Raw genomic sequence first — 15,774 nt, forward strand, 5'->3', positions numbered from 1 at the left:
ATGACGCTGCCGGTCATGGAGCCGGACGTCACCCCGGAGCTGCTCCGTGACTGGGCCGAGCGGATCGACGCGGGCCCGTTCGCCTCGCTCTGCTTCGGCGAGCGGGTCGTGTTCGACAACCCCGACGTGCTCACCCTGCTCGGTGCGGTGGCGGCGTGGACGAGCCGGGTGCGGATCGGGGCGACGGTCGTCGTACCGCAGCTGCACGAGCCGGTGCTGCTCGCCAAGGCGCTCGCCACCGCCGACCGGCTGTGCGCCGGGCGGCTCTCGGTCGGGCTCGGCGTGGGCGGGCGCGAGGAGGACTACGCCGCGGTCGGGGCGGACTGGTCGACCCGCACGATGGGGGAGATGGCGCGCCGGGCGGCCACGCTGCGCGAGGTCTGGGCCGGCGGCGAGGTCGGCCCGCGCCCCCACCGCCCCGGTGGTCCCGAGCTGCTCGTCGGCACCCTCGGTGAGCGCACCCTGCGGCACGCGGCGCGGTGGGCCGACGGGCTGGCGGGCATGACGCTGGATGCCGGCGTGGAGGAGACCGCGAGGCTCTTCGCGGTCGCCCGCGACGCCTGGGCCGAGCGCGGACGGCCCGCGCCGCGGCTGACGACGTCCTTCTGGTTCGCGCTCGCCGAGACCGCGCCGGACCCGCGGGCCCAGGTGCACGCGCACCTGCGGCACTACATGAGCTGGCTGCCGGCCGACCTCGTCGACGCGCTCGCCGTCACCGCCGGCTTCGCGGGCACGCTCGACGAGCTGGGTGCACTGCTCGACCGGTTCGCCGCGATCGGCGCGGACGAGGTGCAGCTCATCCCGACCGACGGCGACCCGCGCCAGGTGGACCTGGTCGCGGACCTGCTCGACCGACGGCTCAGTCGAGGGGCGTGATGCCCGCGGCGTGCCGGCGCGCCAGGTCGGCGTAGTAGGGCGCGTTCGTCTCGATCCAGAACTGGGCGCCCGTGCCCTCGATCGGCTTCTTGACCTGGGCCGGGCTGCCCGCGGCCAGCACGCCGTCCGGGATCTCGGTGCCCGGCGCGACCAGCGAGCCCGCGGCCACCAGCGTGCCGGCGCCGATCTTGGCGCCGTCGAGGACGGTCGAGTCGTTGCCGACCAGGCCCTTCTCGCCGAGCGAGTCGCCGTGGAAGACGCAGGCGTGCGCGACGGTGGAGTGCGCGCCGATCTCGACGGTCACGTCCGGGGCGCCGTGCACGACCGAGTTGTCCTGGATGTTGGCGCCCTCACGCACGATGATCGTGCAGATGTCGGCGCGGAGCACGGCGCCGTACCAGACGCTGGCGCCCTTCTCGATCCGTACGTCGCCGATCAGCGTGGCGGTCGGGGCGACGAACGCCTCGGGGTGGACCTGCGGGGAACGGCCTTCGAACTCGTACGCGAACACCCCTGCACGCTAGCGGGCCGCCAGCCCGAGCTCGCGCGCGCCCACCGGCGCGAAGTAGGCCTCGACCGCGGCGTCGTCGACCTCGGCCAGGGTCGCCGGCCGCCACCGCGGGTCGCGGTCCTTGTCGACCACCTGCGCGCGGACCCCCTCGACGAAGTCGTGCGAGGAGTGGAAGCCCAGCGCCAGCCGGTACTCCAGGTCCAGCGCCGGCTCCAGCCGGTCCATGGCGGCCGCCTCGCGCAGCGCGCGCAGGGTGACCTTGACCGAGGTCGGCGACCTCGCCTCGATCGCGTCGGCGGCCCGCGTGGCGTCCTCGATGCCCAGCGCGCGCAGGCGGCCGACGATCGCGAGGGCGTCGTCGCCGTCGTACGCCGCGTCGAGCCAGGTGCGCGCCTGGTCCAGCGGGGACGGCGGCGCCGGCTGCTCGAAGGCGGCGAGCGCCTCGTCGGCGTCGGTCGTCGCGAGCGCGGCGACCAGCTCGGGGAGCCGCTCGGAGGGGACGTAGTGGTCGGCGAAGCCGATCGCGATCGCGTCGCCCGCGCCCACCGAGCCGGCAGTCAGGCCGAGGTGGGTGCCGGTCTCGCCGGGCGCGTGGGAGAGCAGGTAGGTGCCGCCGACGTCGGGCAGGAAGCCGATCCCGGTCTCCGGCATCCCGATCGCGGAGCGCTCGGTGACCACGCGCTGCGGCGCGTGCGCGGACAGCCCGATCCCGCCGCCGAGCACGATGCCGTCCATGATCGCCACGTAGGCCTTCGGGTACGACGCGATGAGCGCGTTCAGCCGGTACTCGTCGGCCCAGAACGCCGCCGCCTCGGTGCCGCCCGCCTTCGCGTCGCGCCACATCGCCACGATGTCGCCGCCCGCGCACAGCCCGCGCTCACCGGCGCCGGTCAGCACGACGGTGCGCACCGTGTCGTCCTCGCGCCACTCCTCGAGCGCGGCCGTGATGATCCCGACCATCTCGTGGGTGAGGGCGTTGATGGCCCGCGGGCGGTTGAGCACGACGTGGGCCGCGTGGCCGTCGCGGTGGAGCAGGACCGGAGGCTCGCTCGTCATGGCCGTCATTGTGCCGGGCGGCGCAGCTGGGCCGTGCGGAGGGCGGCGGCCGCGAGCGCCGCGCCCGTGAGCACCAGGTACGGCGTCAGGGTGCCCAGCGGCGCGCGCAGCGCCTCGATCAGCACCGGCAGCCCGAAGCCCAGGTAGGTGCACACGTAGTAGACCCCGATCACCGCGCCGCGGTGCTCGGCCGGGGTGAGCGTCTCGACGTCGACGAGGCCCGCGCGCAGGCACAGCCCGTAGGCCGAGCCCAGCAGCACCGAGGTCAGCACGAAGAGCGCGACCCCCGCGGTGTGGTCGACGACCGCTGCCAGGGCGAAGCCGGTGGCGGCGAGCAGCGCGCCGACGACGCCGGCCCGCGGACCCCAGCCCACGCGGCGCGCGACCACCTGGGTCACCACGCCGGTGCCGAGGGCCAGGGCGGAGGCGACGCCCGCCAGCCACGGGCCGCCGTGGGTGCTGACCCGGCCGGCGAGCACCACGATCGGCACGGTCACCGAGGCGAACACCCACAGCGCCATCGGCACCGACCGGGCCAGGGCCCTGCCGACGCCGAGCCGCTCGCCCTCGGGCTGCGCCACGCCGGCGGGCCCGGTGCCGCCCGAGGAGGGCGGTGCCGCCACCACGCCGAGGACCACCCCGGCGAGCGAGAGCACGATCGTGAGGGCGAAGGGCGCGACCAGCTGGGCGGAGCCGGAGACGAATTCGGCGACCAGGCCGGTGGCGAGCGGTCCGGAGGCGAAGCCCGCGGTGAGCACGGTCCCGGCGATCGTCGTACCGGTGCGGCCGCCGAGGTCCGCCGCCCACGCCGTACCGGCGCTCATCGCGAGCCCGACCCCGACGCCGACCACGAGCCGGCCGAGGTAGATCCCCGCGACCGGGTGCCAGCACAGCATCAGCAGGTTGCCCGCCGCCGCGACGGTGGCGCCGGCGAGCACGAGCGGCCGGCGGCCGGTGCGGTCGGACAGGGCGCCGCCGCCGAGCAGCCCCGGGAGCAGGCCGAGGGCGTAGATCCCGAAGGCGCCGGCCAGCACGGTCGCCGAGAGACCCTCCCGGTCGCGCAGGACCGGGATGATCGCGGCGAAGTGGTTGGTCGCCCAGCCGGAGACGAAGAGCAGGACCGCGACGACGGCGAGGCCGGGACGGCGGGCGGAGGTCACGTCAGGGACCCTACGGCTCGCCTAAGGTGGCCTCCATGTCCGCACCCCGTCGTGCCGTCGTCACCGGCGCGAGCCCCGGCTCGATCGGCGAGTCGGTGGCCCGGGCGCTGGTCGAGGACGGCTGGGAGGTCGTGGTCACCACCCGCGAGGTCCCGGTCGACGGGCTGGAGTGGCACCCGCTGGACCTCGCCGACCGCGGCTCGGTCGCCCGCTTCGCCCACTGGTACGCCGACCGGTCCGACCGCCTCCACCTGCTGGTCAACAGCGCGGGGATCCACCTCGACCTCGGCTCGCGCTGGTCCTCGCCGCAGCTCGTCGACGGCCACGAGGTGCACTGGCGCACCAACTACCTGGGCACCGTCGACCTCACCGAGGCGCTGCTCCCCGCCCTGCTCACCGCGGCCACGGCCGACGGCGACGCGCGGGTGCTGCACGTCGTCTCCCAGCTGCACGAGCGCGGCACGGTGGACGCGCTGCTGGGGCGGGAGACGGCCTACGACTCGTGGGCGGCGTACGGCACCTCGAAGCTGGCGTTGGTCCACCACGCGGCATGGCTGGCCGCGGAGCACGAGTGCCACGGCCTGCACGCGATCGCGGTGCACCCGGGTGCGGTGTCGACGAACATCGCCAGCCGGGGCCTGGAGACCCGGCCGGTGCTGCGCCTGCTGCGCAACCTCGCCCGCCCGCTCGAACGCCGGGTGCTGCTCTCGCCGCGGGAGTCGGCGGCCCACCTCGTCCGGCTCGGCACCACGCCCGAGGGCGTCTCCGGCTACTACCGCAAGAGCCGGCCTGCGGAGCCCGCGCCGGCCGCCACCGACGAGGAGGCCCGGGTCGCGCTGCTCGACCGGACGAACGCCTGGCTCGCCGGCCGCGGGTGACTCAGGCCTGAGCGAGCAGCTCGGCCAGGTGCTTCGGCTGCGTGCCGGGCGCCAGCTCGTCGATCTGGGTGCGGCAGGAGAAGCCGTCGGCGAGCACGACCCGCTCGGCCGCGGGTGCGCGGAGGGCGGGCAGCAGGTTGGCCTCGGCGATCGCGACGGACACCTCGTAGTGCCCCTGCTCGACGCCGAAGTTGCCGGCCATCCCGCAGCAGCCCGCGATGCTCTGCACGCGCGCACCGGCACGCTCCAGCAGCGCCCGGTCGGTCTCCCAGCCCATGATCGCGTGGTGGTGGCAGTGCGGCTGCGCGACCACGGTGGTGCCGGACAGGTCGGGCGGCGTCCAGCCCTCGACCCCGGAGAGCAGCTCGGCGAGGGTCACCGTCGCCGCCGCGACCCGGGCGGCGTCCTCGCCCTCGACCAGCTCGGTCAGCTCGTGGCGCAGCACGGCGGTGCACGACGGCTCGATGCCGACGACCTGGAGCCCCTCGCGGACGTCGGGCGCCAGCGCGTCGACCATCGAGCGCAGCCGCTTGGCCGCACCGTCGAGCTGGCCGGTGCTGATCCACGGCAGCCCGCAGCACTCCTGGTGCCGGGTGATCCGCGGAGCGAAGCCCGCGTCGCGCAGCACCTTCGCGGCCGCGTCCGCGACCTGGGGTGCGAAGTGGTTGGTGAAGGAGTCGACGAAGAGCACGATCGGCGTGCCGGTCGTCGCCGGCTCGAACGTGCGCCGGAAGGTACGACGGGCGAACGCCGGCATCCGCCGCCGCGTGTCCACGCCCGCCGCCTTGAGCGCGACCTTGCGCAGCGGGGTGACGTCCATCGACTTGTTCGCGAAGCGCGGCATCGCCGAGCCGACCTTGGCCCAGCGCGGCAGCCAGCCCACGGAGTAGTGGCTGCGCGGGCGCAGCTTGCGCTTGTAGGTCTGGTGCAGCACCTCGGCCTTGTAGCTGGCCATGTCGGTGCCGGTCGGGCAGTCCGACGCGCAACCCTTGCAGGCCAGGCAGAGGTCGAGCGCCTCGTGCACGGCCGGCGATCCCCAGGTGATCTCGCTGTCGCCGTTGACGATCTCCTGCAGCAGCCGGGCGCGGCCCCGGGTGGAGTGGATCTCCTCCTTCGTGGCCTGGTACGACGGGCACATCACCCCGCCCGAGCCGGTGTTGTCGGCGCGGCACTTGCCCACGCCGGTGCAGCGGTGCACGGCCTGGCCGAAGTCGCCGCCGTCGCTCGCGTAGGCCATCGCCAGGCCCTTGCGCAGGCCCGCCTGCACGCCGTAGCGCAGGTCGGCGGTCATCGACGCGGCGTCGACGATGATCCCGGGGTTGAGCACGCCGTCGGGGTCGAAGGCGCGCTTGACGCCGGACATCAACGCGAGCGCCCGCGGGGAGTACATCCGCGGCAGCAGCTCGCTGCGCGCGCGGCCGTCGCCGTGCTCGCCCGACAGGGAGCCGCCGAGCGAGGTGACCAGGTCGGCGGCGTCCTCGACGAAGGAGCGGTAGCGGTCCGGCCCGTCGGGGGAGTCGAAGGCGAAGTCCATCCGCACGTGCACGCAGCCCTCGCCGAAGTGGCCGAAGGGCATCGCGGTCAGCCCGTGCGTGGTGAGCAGCTCGTCGAAGGAGGTCAGGTAGGTCCCCAGCCGGTCCGGCGGCACGGCGGCGTCCTCCCAGCCGGCCCAGGCCGGCCGGCCCGAGGGGGCGCGGCCGGCGAGCCCGGCGCCGTCGGCCCGGATCCGCCACAGCCGCTCCACCGCGACCGGGTCCTCGACGACCAGCGCGGAGACGCCGAGCCCGACGCCCGCGAGCAGGTCGGCCTTGCGGCGCACCTCCGCGGGGTCCTCGCCGGACAGCTCGACGAACATCCAGGCGTCGCCCGCCGGCAGGTCCGGCACCGCGGTGGCGCCGTTGCGCTCGCGGATCACGTCGACGATCCGGCGGTCGATGCCCTCGCACGCGGACGGCTCGAAGGCGAGCACCTCGGGCGTAGCGTGCCCGGCGGTCGGGAAGTCGGGGAAGCCGATGACCACGAGCAGCTTGGCCGCGGGCGTGCCGACCAGGCGGACGGTGGCCTCGGTGATCACGGCGAGGGTGCCCTCGGAGCCGACCAGCGCGCGGGTCAGGTCGAAGCGCTCGGGGAGGAGGTGCTCCACCGCCAGGCCCGAGACATGGCGGCCGAAGGTGCCGAACTCGGTGCGCGCGGTCGCCAGGTCCGCCGCGACCAGGTCGCGGACCCGGTCCAGCACGCCGTTGCCGGCCTGGGCGGTGCCGGGACCGGTCACCAGCTCGGTGCCGTCGGCGAGCAGTGCCCGCAGCCCGAGGGTGTTGTGCGAGGTGCGGCCGAAGGCCAGCGAGCGCGCCCCGCAGGCGTCGTTGCCGATCATCCCGCCGATCGTGCAGCGGGTGCTGGTCGAGGGGTCCGGCCCGAACCGCAGCCCGTACGGCGCCGCCGCGGCCTGCAGCGCCGCCTGCACCACGCCCGGCTGGACCACGGCGGTCGCCGCGTCGCCGTCGATGCTCAGCACCCGGTGCATGTGCCGGCTGAAGTCGAGCACGATGCCCGGGCCGATCGCGTTGCCCGCGACCGACGTACCGGCGCCGCGGGCGGTGACGCTCAGGCCCAGCTCGCGGGCGGCGGCCAGCGTCGCGCGGACGTCGTCGGTCGCGCGCGGGAAGACCACCGCGGCGGGCGGGACACGGTAGAGGGAGGCGTCGGAGGAGTACGCGGCGAGGACGGCCGCGTCGTCGTTGACGTCGGTTGCTCCGTGCCGCCGGATCTCAGGAGCGATACCGGGCACAGGCGAAATCTATCGGGTGCCGCTACGGCTACGCTCCGCAGCATGACCGCTGAGCAGCGCTTCACCGTCACCTACGACGCCTCCGTGGCCACGGTCGCGCTGGCCGGCCCCGGCGGCAAGGCCGTCATGGACGAGGACTTCTTCGCCGAGCTGGCCGCCACCTTCACCGCCTTCGAGGACGACCCGGAGGTGCGCGCGGTGGTGCTGACGGGCTCCGGCCCGCACTTCTCCTTCGGTCTCGACCTGGGCGCCGCGGCGGCCACCTTCGCGCCGCTGCGCAGCGCCACCGACGCCGGCGCCCGCCAGCACCTGCTCGCCCTCATCCGGCGCTGGCAGGGTGCGCTCGACGCGGTCGCGAGCCTCCGCAAGCCCACGGTCGCGGCGATCACCGGCTGGTGCATCGGCGGGGGCGTGGACCTGGCGGCGGCGTGCGACGTACGGATCGCCTCGGCCGACGCCCAGTTCAGCATCCGTGAGGCGAAGGTCGGCATCGTCGCCGACCTCGGCAGCCTGCAGCGCCTGGTCGGCATCATCGGCGATGGCCACCTCCGCGAGCTCGCGCTGACCGGCGACGACGTCGACGCCGGGCGAGCCGCCGCGATCGGCCTGGTCAACTCGGTGCACGACGACGCCGAGGCCACCCGTACGGCGGCCGGCGAGCTCGCCGCCCGGATGGCGGCCAACTCGCCGCTGGTCCTGCGCGGCATCAAGGACGTCCTCGACGCCGAGCGCGGCCCGCGGGTCGAGGCGGGGCTGCGCTACACGGCGGTGTGGAACTCCGCCTTCCTGCTCAGCGACGACCTCGACGAGGCGATGCGCTCCTTCGTCGAGCGGCGCCCGCCGGAGTTCACGGGCCGGTGACCTCCGGGCCGAGGACCTCCCGTTTGGCGATGGTGATCCGGGCGACCTCGCGGCCGTAGCGGACCGGGACGGCGCCGAGGGCGAGCGCGCGCTGCCGCATCGGCTCGCGCAGGTCGAAGTGCTCGGTCGCGGTGCCCTCGTTCTGGATCCAGCGCGGGTCGACGCCGAGCCGCTCGACGAAGGCCAGCAGCTCGCGGGTCCCCTCCGGCCCGGGGACGTCGGAGAGCAGGTGCGACCACACGCCCTCGACCGGGCCGACCCGGGCGGGGAGCTGCATGTCGTCGACGTAGATCGTCATGGCACCGGGTCCGTCGCGGTGACCCGCCAGGTGTCGCCCGAGCGCTCCAGGGTGAGCCGGGCGCGCGTCGTCGCGCTCGCGACGAGCACCGTGGCCCGGTCGCCGGACAGGTCGGTGAGGGCGCTCGCCCAGATCTCCCCGGGTGCCTGCGCCGCTGCCGCCGCGAGCACCGCCCGTCGGTCCGGGTCCGGCTCGGCCGGGTCCTCGCCCCGGTCGGCGCCGACCAGGAGGTCCGCCACCAGCCAGCGGTCGCCGGCGCGGGCCAGCCGCACCACGACGCTGGGCGTGGTGGGCGGCGCGGGGGCGCCGGCCCGGCTGGAGGTCTGGGTGGCGAGGAGCAGCACCTTCGCACTGTCCTCGTCGATGCCGACCAGGCCCGCATCCTGCACCGTGCCGGTGACCGTCAGCCGCTGGGAGAGGACCGTGGCGCGCACGGCGCCGATCGAGCCGTCGTACCGCTCGGCCTGCTCGGGGGTCATCAGGTCCTTCGCGGCGGCGACGTCGGCGTCGAAGGTCTGCCAGGTGTAGCCGATGATCTTCGGCAGTGCCGTCCGGGCCGCCTCGACGGCGCCGGCCCGGTCGATCCCGGGTGCGGCGCTCGTGGTGGACGGTCCGGCCGACGGCTCCGGGTCGTCGTCCCCGTCGGCCAGGACGAGCGCGACGGTCACGGCGGCGATCACCAGCACCAGGGCGAGCACGCCGCCGACGACGGCGAGCAGCACGCCGCGCGAGCGTCTCGCCGGCGGGTACGACGGCGGCGGGAACGGTGGAGGGGGCGGGATCGACACACGGTCAGCATGTCCCATCCCGGGCGGCGAAAACGACCGACCGCCGGCCCCGCCTCATACGGGGGACCGGCGGTCGAGGTGCGGTGCGGGTCAGCGGACCCGGCCGTAGAAGACCGACGAGGTCCAGATCCGCTCCTTGGCGACCGGGTGGCCCGGGCGCGAGGCGTGCCACAGCATGTGGCGGCCGGCGTAGATGCCGACGTGGTAGACGTGGCCGCCGCTGGTGAAGAACACCAGGTCGCCGCGGCGCGGGTGACGCACGTGGCGCACGGCACCGGCCTGGGCGCTGGAGGTGCGCGGCAGGCGCTTGCCGAGCTTCTTGTAGACCCACTGGGTCAGGCCCGAGCAGTCGAAGGCGCGCGGGCCGGTGGCGCCGTAGCGGTAGGCGCTGCCGGCGCGGCTGCGCGCCTTGGCGACGGCCCGCTTGCCGAGCAGGATCCGCTTCTCCTCGCGGGTCATCGGCGCGGGGGTCGTGGACGGGGCCGGAGCCGGGGCGGGCGCGGTCGTGGCACCGCTGACGCCGGGCGCCGGGGTGAAGACGTCGTCGGCGCGCGACGGGGCGCTCGGCAGGGCGAGCAGCACCGACGTGGTGACCGGTACGACGAGGAGGCGCGCGGCAGCGCGCGTGAACGTGGTGGACATGAAGTCTCCGCAGCGACGCCTGCGAGAGGTGACCTGTCGGGCTAGGGCTGCTGGTGCCCTGGAACGCGTTCCTTCGCCCCGAGCCGTCCGCGTGAAGGCGGCCGGCGTACTGCTGGTTCTCCCGTGCCCGCGACTACTTCATCGTTCTCCGATGTCGCTCCACGTCGTCGCGGGCCTCGGCGCGCGTGGGCGGCCTCCCCGGGTCGGGGAGGTCTGACCGACTGATTCCACCTGCTTGCAATAGTTAGCGCAGTGGTCCGGGTCACGTTCGGGACGTGGCATCCCTCACGGCGGGCGGCCGTAACGAAGGGCCGCCCTCACGACATGGGCAGGTCCTCGACGTGGGGGTCGGCCAGCAGGTACTGGGTCATCCGGCCCTCCCGCGAGCGCCGCGGGCGCACCGGCTCGGGCACCATCCGGCCCTCCGCGGTGTCCCAGAACCGGTCCACCCGGACCGCCACCCGCCGGGCCAGCCGCCCGCTCAGGCCCCGGTGCGGGAGGTAGGGGTGCGGCCGGGTGGCGACCCGCCGCTCGGTGCGGAACAGGCGCTCGGCCAGCGCGTCGCGCTCCGCGGTCGTGGTGCGTCCCGCCAGGTCCGCCACGAGCGCCCGCTCGACGATCCAGAAGGCGTCGAGCTCGTCGTCCACCTCGTGCCAGATCGAGGCCCACGGCCGGCGTACGACGAAGGTCGAGCCGTAGAGCTTGGCCTTGGTCTGGAACAGCGCGCCCTCCAGCCGCCGGCTCTGCCGCGCCAGCTCCTGGGCGCGCCGCCGCCCGTCCGGCAGGTGGTGCCGCGCGGCCCGGCCCAGCACCTGGTTGGCCGCGCAGACGTGGCGGCTGGCGCTGGCGAGGAACGGGTCGGTGGCCCGCAGCCGGTCACGGGGCAGGTCGCGGGTGGGCCGGCACGCCTCGGCGTCGGCCAGGCGTGCGGCCAGCACGTCGTGGGTCTCGGTGACGGTGTCGGCCAGGGTGTCGGCGCCGTTGCTGCTCTCGCTCATCGCGCGTCCCTTCGGGAGAACCCCCCTCCTTGCAGTGTGCGCCTGCCGCGAGGGTGTCGCAAGGACCGCTCAGGTGCGGCTCAGGCCCCGCCGCGGGCCGTGTCGAGGATCCGGTGCAGGGACCAGAGCAGGTCCTCCTCCGCGTGCCGGTCGGCGACCATCTCGAAGCCGACCAGCGTGCTCAGCGCCCAGGTCGCGTAGCGCCGCGCGTGCCGCTCGCCCACGAGCTCGGTCATCGCCTCCAGCACCACCTCGTGGCGGCTGTCGTCGACCCGGCGCTGGACCGTGGCGACCCGGTCGTCGACCCCCGCCCAGACCCGGATCGCCGCCTCGGTGCGGTGCAGCAGGTCCGCGCTGGCCTGCGCGAGCACCAGCAGCCGCTCGGTCGGGTCGTCGTAGCGGCGGGCGAGCTCGACGGTCTGCTCGGTGCGCTCGCGGACCCAGTCGTCGAGCAGCGCGTCGGTGAAGTCCTGCCAGCTGTCGAAGGAGTGGTAGAACGCGCCGGTCGTCACGCCCAGGCGGCTGCACAGCGGGGCCAGCTTGAGCGCGCCGTAGCCCTCGCCGGCGAGGATCTCGTGGGCGCCGCGGAACCAGGCGTCGCGCAGTGCCGCGTTGCGGCGGGCCGGGCGCTCGGTCATCGGGTGCTCCTCGGGTCGGGCGGCCTCATCGTAGGGGCCGGTGGCCGGTGGGCGATGATGGCGCGCATGGCGCTCACCCTCGTGACCGGAGGCACCCGCGGGATCGGGGCGGCCGTCGCCGCCCGGCTGGCCGCCGAGGGCCACGACCTGGTCCTCGGCTACCACCGCGACGCCGCCAGCGCGGCCGCCACGGTGGCGGCGGTCGAGGCGCACGGCGTGCGCTGCGTCGCCGTGCCGGGCGACCTGACGACGGACGCCGGCATCGCCGCGCTCTTCGCCGCCGCCGCGGAGCTCGGCGAGCTGACCGGGGTCGTCAACAACGCCGGTGCGACCTACCGTTTCGCCCCGCTCGCCGACACCCCCGCGGACGAGGTACGACGCACGATCGACGTCAACCTCACCGCACCGATCCTCGTCGCCCGGGCCGCCGTCACCGCGCTCGGCCGCGGCGGGGTGGTCGTCAACATCACCTCCGGCGCGGCCACCCTCGGCTCGCCCGGCGAGTACGTCCACTACGCCGCCGCCAAGGCCGGCCTGGACCTGGTGACCCGCGGGCTGGGCCTGGAGGTCGCCGAGCGGGGGATCCGGGTGGTCGCGGTCGCCCCGGGCCTGATCGCCACCGACCTGCACGCCACCACCGGCGACCCGGAGCGGGTCGAGCGGATGGCGCCGCAGATCCCGCTCGGCCGGGCCGGTCAGCCGGAGGAGGTCGCGGAGGCGGTCGCCTGGCTGATGAGCGAGCAGGCGTCGTACGTCACGGCGACGACGCTGCGGGTCGCCGGGGGCCGCTGAGCTCAGGCGACGGTGGTGCCCTCCTCGCAGGCGGTGCACGACCACCACTGGACGAGGACCGCGCCGTCGGTGGCGCGCGTCGTCGGCCCGAGGACGTGGGGTGCGCGGGCACCGCACGACAGGCAGCGCAGCATCCGCTGCGCGCCGGGCCGCCTGCCGGGCTCGGCTGCCAGTGCCTTGCGGAGCGTGGGGGAGAGCATCCGGTCGACGGCGCCGCTCAGGTGGCTGAGCCGGAGGCGTGCCGAGTGCGCGGCGGCCCGGTCGCGGCACCGGAGCAGCTCCGTCGTACCGGCACAGTCCATGAAGCGGACGTCGCGCAGGTCGAGGGCCACCGCGTGCGGACGCGCCTCGAGGCAAGCGTCCACGGCGGTCCCGAGCAGCGCGACGGTGGTGACGTCGAGGTTGCCACCGACGACGACCACGCCGACCGAGAGCTCGACCTCGGCGGTGATGGTGAACTGGAACGTCGCTGACGGACGCATCGTCCGGCCCTTCGGAAGATTCCTTCGGCCAAGAACGGAGACGCCGTGGACGGCGGGACGCGGGAGACCCTCGGCTGTGCTCGACGTTACGCCGACGCCACGCGGAGCACCAGCACCCGTGCGGCAGGATGGCGCCACCATCCGCCGAACCGAAGGAACGAGCATGCGCCTCGGAATGATCATCGACTACTCCGGCGGCTTCGCCGAGACCGTCGAGCTGGTGCAGGAGTACGAGCGCAACGGCCTCGAGCTGGTCGCCATCCCGGAGGCGTACTCCTTCGACGCGGTCAGCCAGCTCGGCTACCTCGCCGCGCGCACCGAGAAGGTCGAGCTGATGTCGGCGATCTTCCAGATCTACACGCGCACGCCTTCGCTGACCGCGATGACCGCCGCGGGCCTGGACTTCGTCTCCGGCGGCCGGTTCACCCTCGGCCTCGGCGCGTCCGGCCCGCAGGTGATCGAGGGCTTCCACGGGGTCAGGTACGACGCCCCGCTGGGCCGCACGCGCGAGGTGATCGAGGTCTGCCGCCAGGTCTGGCAGCGCCAGCCGGTGGAGCACCGCGGCAAGCACTACACGGTGCCGCTCACCAAGGAGGACGGCGGCTCCGGGCTCGGCAAGCCGCTGAAGATCATCAACCACCCGGTCCGCTCCGAGATCCCGGTCTCCGTCGCCGCCCTCGGCCCCAAGAACGTCGCGCTCGTCGCCGAGCTCGCCAACGGCTGGCAGCCGCTGTTCTTCCACCCGCACAAGGCGCAGCACGCCTGGGGCGAGTCGCTGGAGGAGGGCTTCGCCAAGCGCGACCCCGCCCTCGGTGAGCTCGACATCCAGCTGCAGATCCCGTTCCTGCTCGGCGAGGTCTCGCCCGAGGCCGAGCAGGCGATCCGCAACCAGCTCGCGCTGTACGTCGGCGGGATGGGCGCGCGCGACAAGAACTTCTACAACCAGCTGGCCCGCCGCTACGGCTACGACGCGGAGGCCACCGAGATCCAGGACCTCTACCTGTCGGGCAAGAAGGCCGAGGCGGCGGCCGCCGTACCGGACGAGCTGGTGGACGCCGTCAGCCTGCTCGGTGACGAGGACGCGGTGCGCCAGCACGTCCGTGACCTGTGGGCGGCCGGTGTCCGCACGCTGCTGCTGAACCCGCTGGCCGCGACCGACGAGGAGAAGGTCGCGCAGGTCCGCCGGCTCTCCGAGATCGTCGCGGAGGTGAAGGCCGCGCGCTCGTAGCGTGCGGCGCTTGTAACTCGGTGTTCGTGCATCCACCACGGGGTCCTGACGCGTCAGGACCCCGTGGTAGAGGTCGTAACACCGAGTTACAAGGGCGTCAGGCGCGCGGCAGCGTGGCGTACTCGACGCCGGAGATGTACTGCACGGTGCGCAGCACCTGGCAGGAGTAGCCGAACTCGTTGTCGTACCAGACGTAGAGGATGGCCGAGTCGCCGTCGACGATCGAGGCGCCGCCGTCGACGATCGAGGCCGCGCGGGCGCCGATGAAGTCGGTGGACACCGCGTCGGTGGCGGTCGTGTAGTCGAGGTTGCGGGCCAGCGGGCCGACGAGGGAGGCCTGGCGCAGGTGCTCGTTGACCTCCTCGCGGGTGGTCTCGCGCTTGAGCTGCAGGCTCAGGATGGCGATCGAGACGTCCGGCGTGGGGACGCGGATCGAGTTGCCGGTGATCTTCGCGTCGAGGTCGGGGAGCACCTTCGCGACGGCCGAGGCGGCGCCGGTCTCGGTGATGACCAGGTTGAGCGGCGCGGAGCGGCCGCGGCGGTCGGCCTTGTGGTAGTTGTCGAGCAGGTTCTGGTCGTTGGTGAACGAGTGCACGGTCTCGACGTGGCCGCGCGAGATGCCGAACGCGTCGTCCATGGCCTTCAGCGGCGGGACGATCGCGTTGGTCGTGCAGGAGGCGCAGGAGAGCACCTTCTCCGAGAGGTCGACGTCGAGGTGGTTGACGCCGTGCACGATGTTCGGGACGTCGCCCTTGCCGGGGGCCGTGAGCAGCACCTTCGCGATCCCGGGGCGCAGGTGCTCCGAGAGTCCCTCGCGGTCGCGCCAGATGCCGGTGTTGTCGATCAGGATGGCGTCGTCGATGCCGTAGTCGGTGTAGTCGATCTCGGCCGGCGAGTTCGAGTAGATCACCTGGATCACGTTGCCGTTGGCGATGATCTGGTTCTTCTCCTCGTCCACGGTGATCGAGCCGTTGAAGGCCCCGTGGATCGAGTCGCGGCGCAGCAGCGAGGCGCGCTTCTTGAGGTCGTCGCCCTTGGCCTTGCGGACCACGACCGCGCGCAGGCGCAGGCCGTTGCCGGAGCCGGACTTCTCCACGAGCAGGCGCGCGACGAGGCGGCCGATGCGGCCGAAGCCGTAGAGGACGACGTCCTGCGAGCCGGGGCCGGGGTTCTTGTTCTCGCCGGTCGCCTCGGCCAGCGCCTGCGCGGTGAACTCCGGGATCGAGCTGGGCTCGCCCGCGGCGCGGTAGGCCCGGATGAGCAGCGCGAGGTCGATCTTGACCGCGCCCAGGTCGAGGCCGGCGATCGTCTCGAGGAAGGGGAAGGTGTCGGAGACCGACAGCTCGACGCCGTCGATCTGGCGCGCGTAGCGGTGCGTCTTGAGGATGTCGATGACCGACTTGTTCACCAGCGAGCGGCTGTGGAGCAGGATCGTGACGTCCTTCTCCCGGTGCAGCTTGCCGACGATCGGGATCATCGCCTCCGCGGTCTCCTCGTGGTGCTTCCAGCGGTCGAACTTGTCCTCGATGACGCTCAACGAAATCCCCTATGGCGAGTCGACAAAACCGCTCGATCGTAGGCCGGGGGACCCGCTGTCCGGGTAATCGGGCCGTTCCGTGGACCGCGTGGAGTTGGTCACAGGGCGGCTAGATGTGATGTCCGGGGAGGTTGGTCATCCGGGTGATCGGTGGCCGGCCTCCGATCGCGGAGTGGGCTCGGTGGTGATTGTAGAAGTGGAGCCAGTCGGGCAAGGCTGCTCGGCGGGCGGCTTCTGAGTC

General features: G+C 74.0%; 17 protein-coding genes. 5 read left to right on the plus strand and 12 right to left on the minus strand.

Annotated features, from left to right (window positions below):
* Nucleotides 1-876, plus strand: coding sequence for an LLM class flavin-dependent oxidoreductase (locus MRBLML1_RS06480; RefSeq protein ID WP_364513032.1), 876 nt, complete (start codon nt 1-3; stop codon nt 874-876).
* On the opposite strand, the gene MRBLML1_RS06485 is transcribed toward MRBLML1_RS06480, so the two are convergent.
* Genes MRBLML1_RS06485 through MRBLML1_RS06495 form a run of 3 tightly spaced genes read right to left on the minus strand, consistent with a single transcriptional unit; the run spans nt 860 to nt 3,603 of the window.
* Nucleotides 860-1,387 carry a gamma carbonic anhydrase family protein gene (locus tag MRBLML1_RS06485; protein WP_364513035.1) on the minus strand — a complete coding sequence of 176 codons (528 nt, stop codon included), beginning with the start codon at nt 1,385-1,387 and terminating at the stop codon, nt 860-862. The two genes, MRBLML1_RS06480 and MRBLML1_RS06485, sit on opposite strands and share 17 nt — an antisense overlap.
* A gap of 9 nt (nt 1,388-1,396) precedes the next feature.
* Nucleotides 1,397-2,443: an enoyl-CoA hydratase/isomerase family protein gene (locus tag MRBLML1_RS06490; protein ID WP_364513038.1), complete on the minus strand. Its 1,047-nt coding sequence runs from the start codon at nt 2,441-2,443 to the stop codon at nt 1,397-1,399.
* Between the two features lie 5 nt (nt 2,444-2,448).
* A complete protein-coding gene (locus MRBLML1_RS06495) occupies nt 2,449-3,603 on the minus strand; it encodes an MFS transporter (RefSeq protein WP_364513041.1) in 1,155 nt (384 codons plus the stop codon).
* 35 nt (nt 3,604-3,638) lie between these two features.
* Between MRBLML1_RS06495 and MRBLML1_RS06500 the strand changes: the two genes are divergently transcribed.
* Complete coding sequence (locus tag MRBLML1_RS06500; RefSeq protein WP_364513044.1) at nt 3,639-4,481, plus strand: SDR family NAD(P)-dependent oxidoreductase; 843 nt, start codon at nt 3,639-3,641, stop codon at nt 4,479-4,481.
* Between the two features lies 1 nt (nt 4,482).
* On the opposite strand, the gene MRBLML1_RS06505 is transcribed toward MRBLML1_RS06500, so the two are convergent.
* Nucleotides 4,483-7,269: an FAD-binding and (Fe-S)-binding domain-containing protein gene (locus tag MRBLML1_RS06505; RefSeq protein WP_364513046.1), complete on the minus strand. Its 2,787-nt coding sequence runs from the start codon at nt 7,267-7,269 to the stop codon at nt 4,483-4,485.
* 42 nt (nt 7,270-7,311) lie between these two features.
* Between MRBLML1_RS06505 and MRBLML1_RS06510 the strand changes: the two genes are divergently transcribed.
* Nucleotides 7,312-8,130, plus strand: coding sequence for a crotonase/enoyl-CoA hydratase family protein (locus tag MRBLML1_RS06510; RefSeq protein ID WP_364513049.1), 819 nt, complete (start codon nt 7,312-7,314; stop codon nt 8,128-8,130).
* On the opposite strand, the gene MRBLML1_RS06515 is transcribed toward MRBLML1_RS06510, so the two are convergent.
* From MRBLML1_RS06515 to MRBLML1_RS06535, 5 genes are all read right to left on the minus strand, one after another.
* Nucleotides 8,117-8,428 (minus strand): DUF4031 domain-containing protein, encoded by a 312-nt coding sequence (locus MRBLML1_RS06515; protein WP_364513052.1) that lies wholly within the window; start codon nt 8,426-8,428, stop codon nt 8,117-8,119. The genes MRBLML1_RS06510 and MRBLML1_RS06515 overlap by 14 nt on opposite strands.
* On the minus strand, nt 8,425-9,216 hold the full coding sequence (locus tag MRBLML1_RS06520) for a hypothetical protein (protein WP_364513055.1): 792 nt from the start codon (nt 9,214-9,216) through the stop codon (nt 8,425-8,427). The genes MRBLML1_RS06515 and MRBLML1_RS06520 overlap by 4 nt, the downstream gene beginning before the upstream one ends.
* A gap of 90 nt (nt 9,217-9,306) precedes the next feature.
* Nucleotides 9,307-9,858, minus strand: coding sequence for a C40 family peptidase (locus MRBLML1_RS06525; protein ID WP_364513057.1), 552 nt, complete (start codon nt 9,856-9,858; stop codon nt 9,307-9,309).
* Between the two features lie 317 nt (nt 9,859-10,175).
* Complete coding sequence (locus MRBLML1_RS06530; protein WP_364513060.1) at nt 10,176-10,856, minus strand: hypothetical protein; 681 nt, start codon at nt 10,854-10,856, stop codon at nt 10,176-10,178.
* An 80-nt stretch (nt 10,857-10,936) separates the two neighbouring features.
* A complete protein-coding gene (locus MRBLML1_RS06535) occupies nt 10,937-11,494 on the minus strand; it encodes a TetR/AcrR family transcriptional regulator (RefSeq protein ID WP_364513063.1) in 558 nt (185 codons plus the stop codon).
* A gap of 66 nt (nt 11,495-11,560) precedes the next feature.
* On the opposite strand from MRBLML1_RS06535, the gene MRBLML1_RS06540 reads away from it, so the two are divergent.
* Complete coding sequence (locus MRBLML1_RS06540) at nt 11,561-12,286, plus strand: SDR family oxidoreductase (protein ID WP_364513065.1); 726 nt, start codon at nt 11,561-11,563, stop codon at nt 12,284-12,286.
* A gap of 2 nt (nt 12,287-12,288) precedes the next feature.
* On the opposite strand, the gene MRBLML1_RS06545 is transcribed toward MRBLML1_RS06540, so the two are convergent.
* Complete coding sequence (locus MRBLML1_RS06545) at nt 12,289-12,768, minus strand: STAS domain-containing protein (RefSeq protein ID WP_364513067.1); 480 nt, start codon at nt 12,766-12,768, stop codon at nt 12,289-12,291.
* Between the two features lie 163 nt (nt 12,769-12,931).
* Between MRBLML1_RS06545 and MRBLML1_RS06550 the strand changes: the two genes are divergently transcribed.
* Nucleotides 12,932-13,996 carry an LLM class F420-dependent oxidoreductase gene (locus tag MRBLML1_RS06550; RefSeq protein ID WP_364513070.1) on the plus strand — a complete coding sequence of 355 codons (1,065 nt, stop codon included), beginning with the start codon at nt 12,932-12,934 and terminating at the stop codon, nt 13,994-13,996.
* 97 nt (nt 13,997-14,093) lie between these two features.
* Here the strand turns inward: MRBLML1_RS06550 and MRBLML1_RS06555 are convergent, their stop codons facing one another.
* Together MRBLML1_RS06555 and MRBLML1_RS06560 are read right to left on the minus strand one after the other, a co-directional pair.
* A complete protein-coding gene (locus tag MRBLML1_RS06555; RefSeq protein ID WP_364513072.1) occupies nt 14,094-15,533 on the minus strand; it encodes a glyceraldehyde-3-phosphate dehydrogenase in 1,440 nt (479 codons plus the stop codon).
* A 109-nt stretch (nt 15,534-15,642) separates the two neighbouring features.
* The coding region (locus MRBLML1_RS06560) for an integrase core domain-containing protein (protein WP_364513150.1) at nt 15,643-15,774 on the minus strand (132 nt) is incomplete at its 5' end.

Source organism: Nocardioides sp. LML1-1-1.1 (genome assembly GCF_040676175.1).
Taxonomy (GTDB): Bacteria; Actinomycetota; Actinomycetes; order Propionibacteriales; family Nocardioidaceae; genus Nocardioides.

Excerpts from the sequence above, each read along its gene's own strand:
- MRBLML1_RS06480 (WP_364513032.1), top strand. The coding sequence starts at position 1 with ATGACGCTGCCGGTCATGGAGCCGGACGTCACCCCGGAGCTGCTCCGT.
- MRBLML1_RS06490 (WP_364513038.1), bottom strand. The coding sequence starts at position 2,443 with ATGACGAGCGAGCCTCCGGTCCTGCTCCACCGCGACGGCCACGCGGCC.
- MRBLML1_RS06500 (WP_364513044.1), top strand. The coding sequence starts at position 3,639 with ATGTCCGCACCCCGTCGTGCCGTCGTCACCGGCGCGAGCCCCGGCTCG.
- MRBLML1_RS06510 (WP_364513049.1), top strand. The coding sequence starts at position 7,312 with ATGACCGCTGAGCAGCGCTTCACCGTCACCTACGACGCCTCCGTGGCC.
- MRBLML1_RS06515 (WP_364513052.1), bottom strand. The coding sequence starts at position 8,428 with ATGACGATCTACGTCGACGACATGCAGCTCCCCGCCCGGGTCGGCCCG.
- MRBLML1_RS06525 (WP_364513057.1), bottom strand. The coding sequence starts at position 9,858 with ATGTCCACCACGTTCACGCGCGCTGCCGCGCGCCTCCTCGTCGTACCG.
- MRBLML1_RS06530 (WP_364513060.1), bottom strand. The coding sequence starts at position 10,856 with ATGAGCGAGAGCAGCAACGGCGCCGACACCCTGGCCGACACCGTCACC.
- MRBLML1_RS06535 (WP_364513063.1), bottom strand. The coding sequence starts at position 11,494 with ATGACCGAGCGCCCGGCCCGCCGCAACGCGGCACTGCGCGACGCCTGG.
- MRBLML1_RS06540 (WP_364513065.1), top strand. The coding sequence starts at position 11,561 with ATGGCGCTCACCCTCGTGACCGGAGGCACCCGCGGGATCGGGGCGGCC.
- MRBLML1_RS06545 (WP_364513067.1), bottom strand. The coding sequence starts at position 12,768 with ATGCGTCCGTCAGCGACGTTCCAGTTCACCATCACCGCCGAGGTCGAG.
- MRBLML1_RS06550 (WP_364513070.1), top strand. The coding sequence starts at position 12,932 with ATGCGCCTCGGAATGATCATCGACTACTCCGGCGGCTTCGCCGAGACC.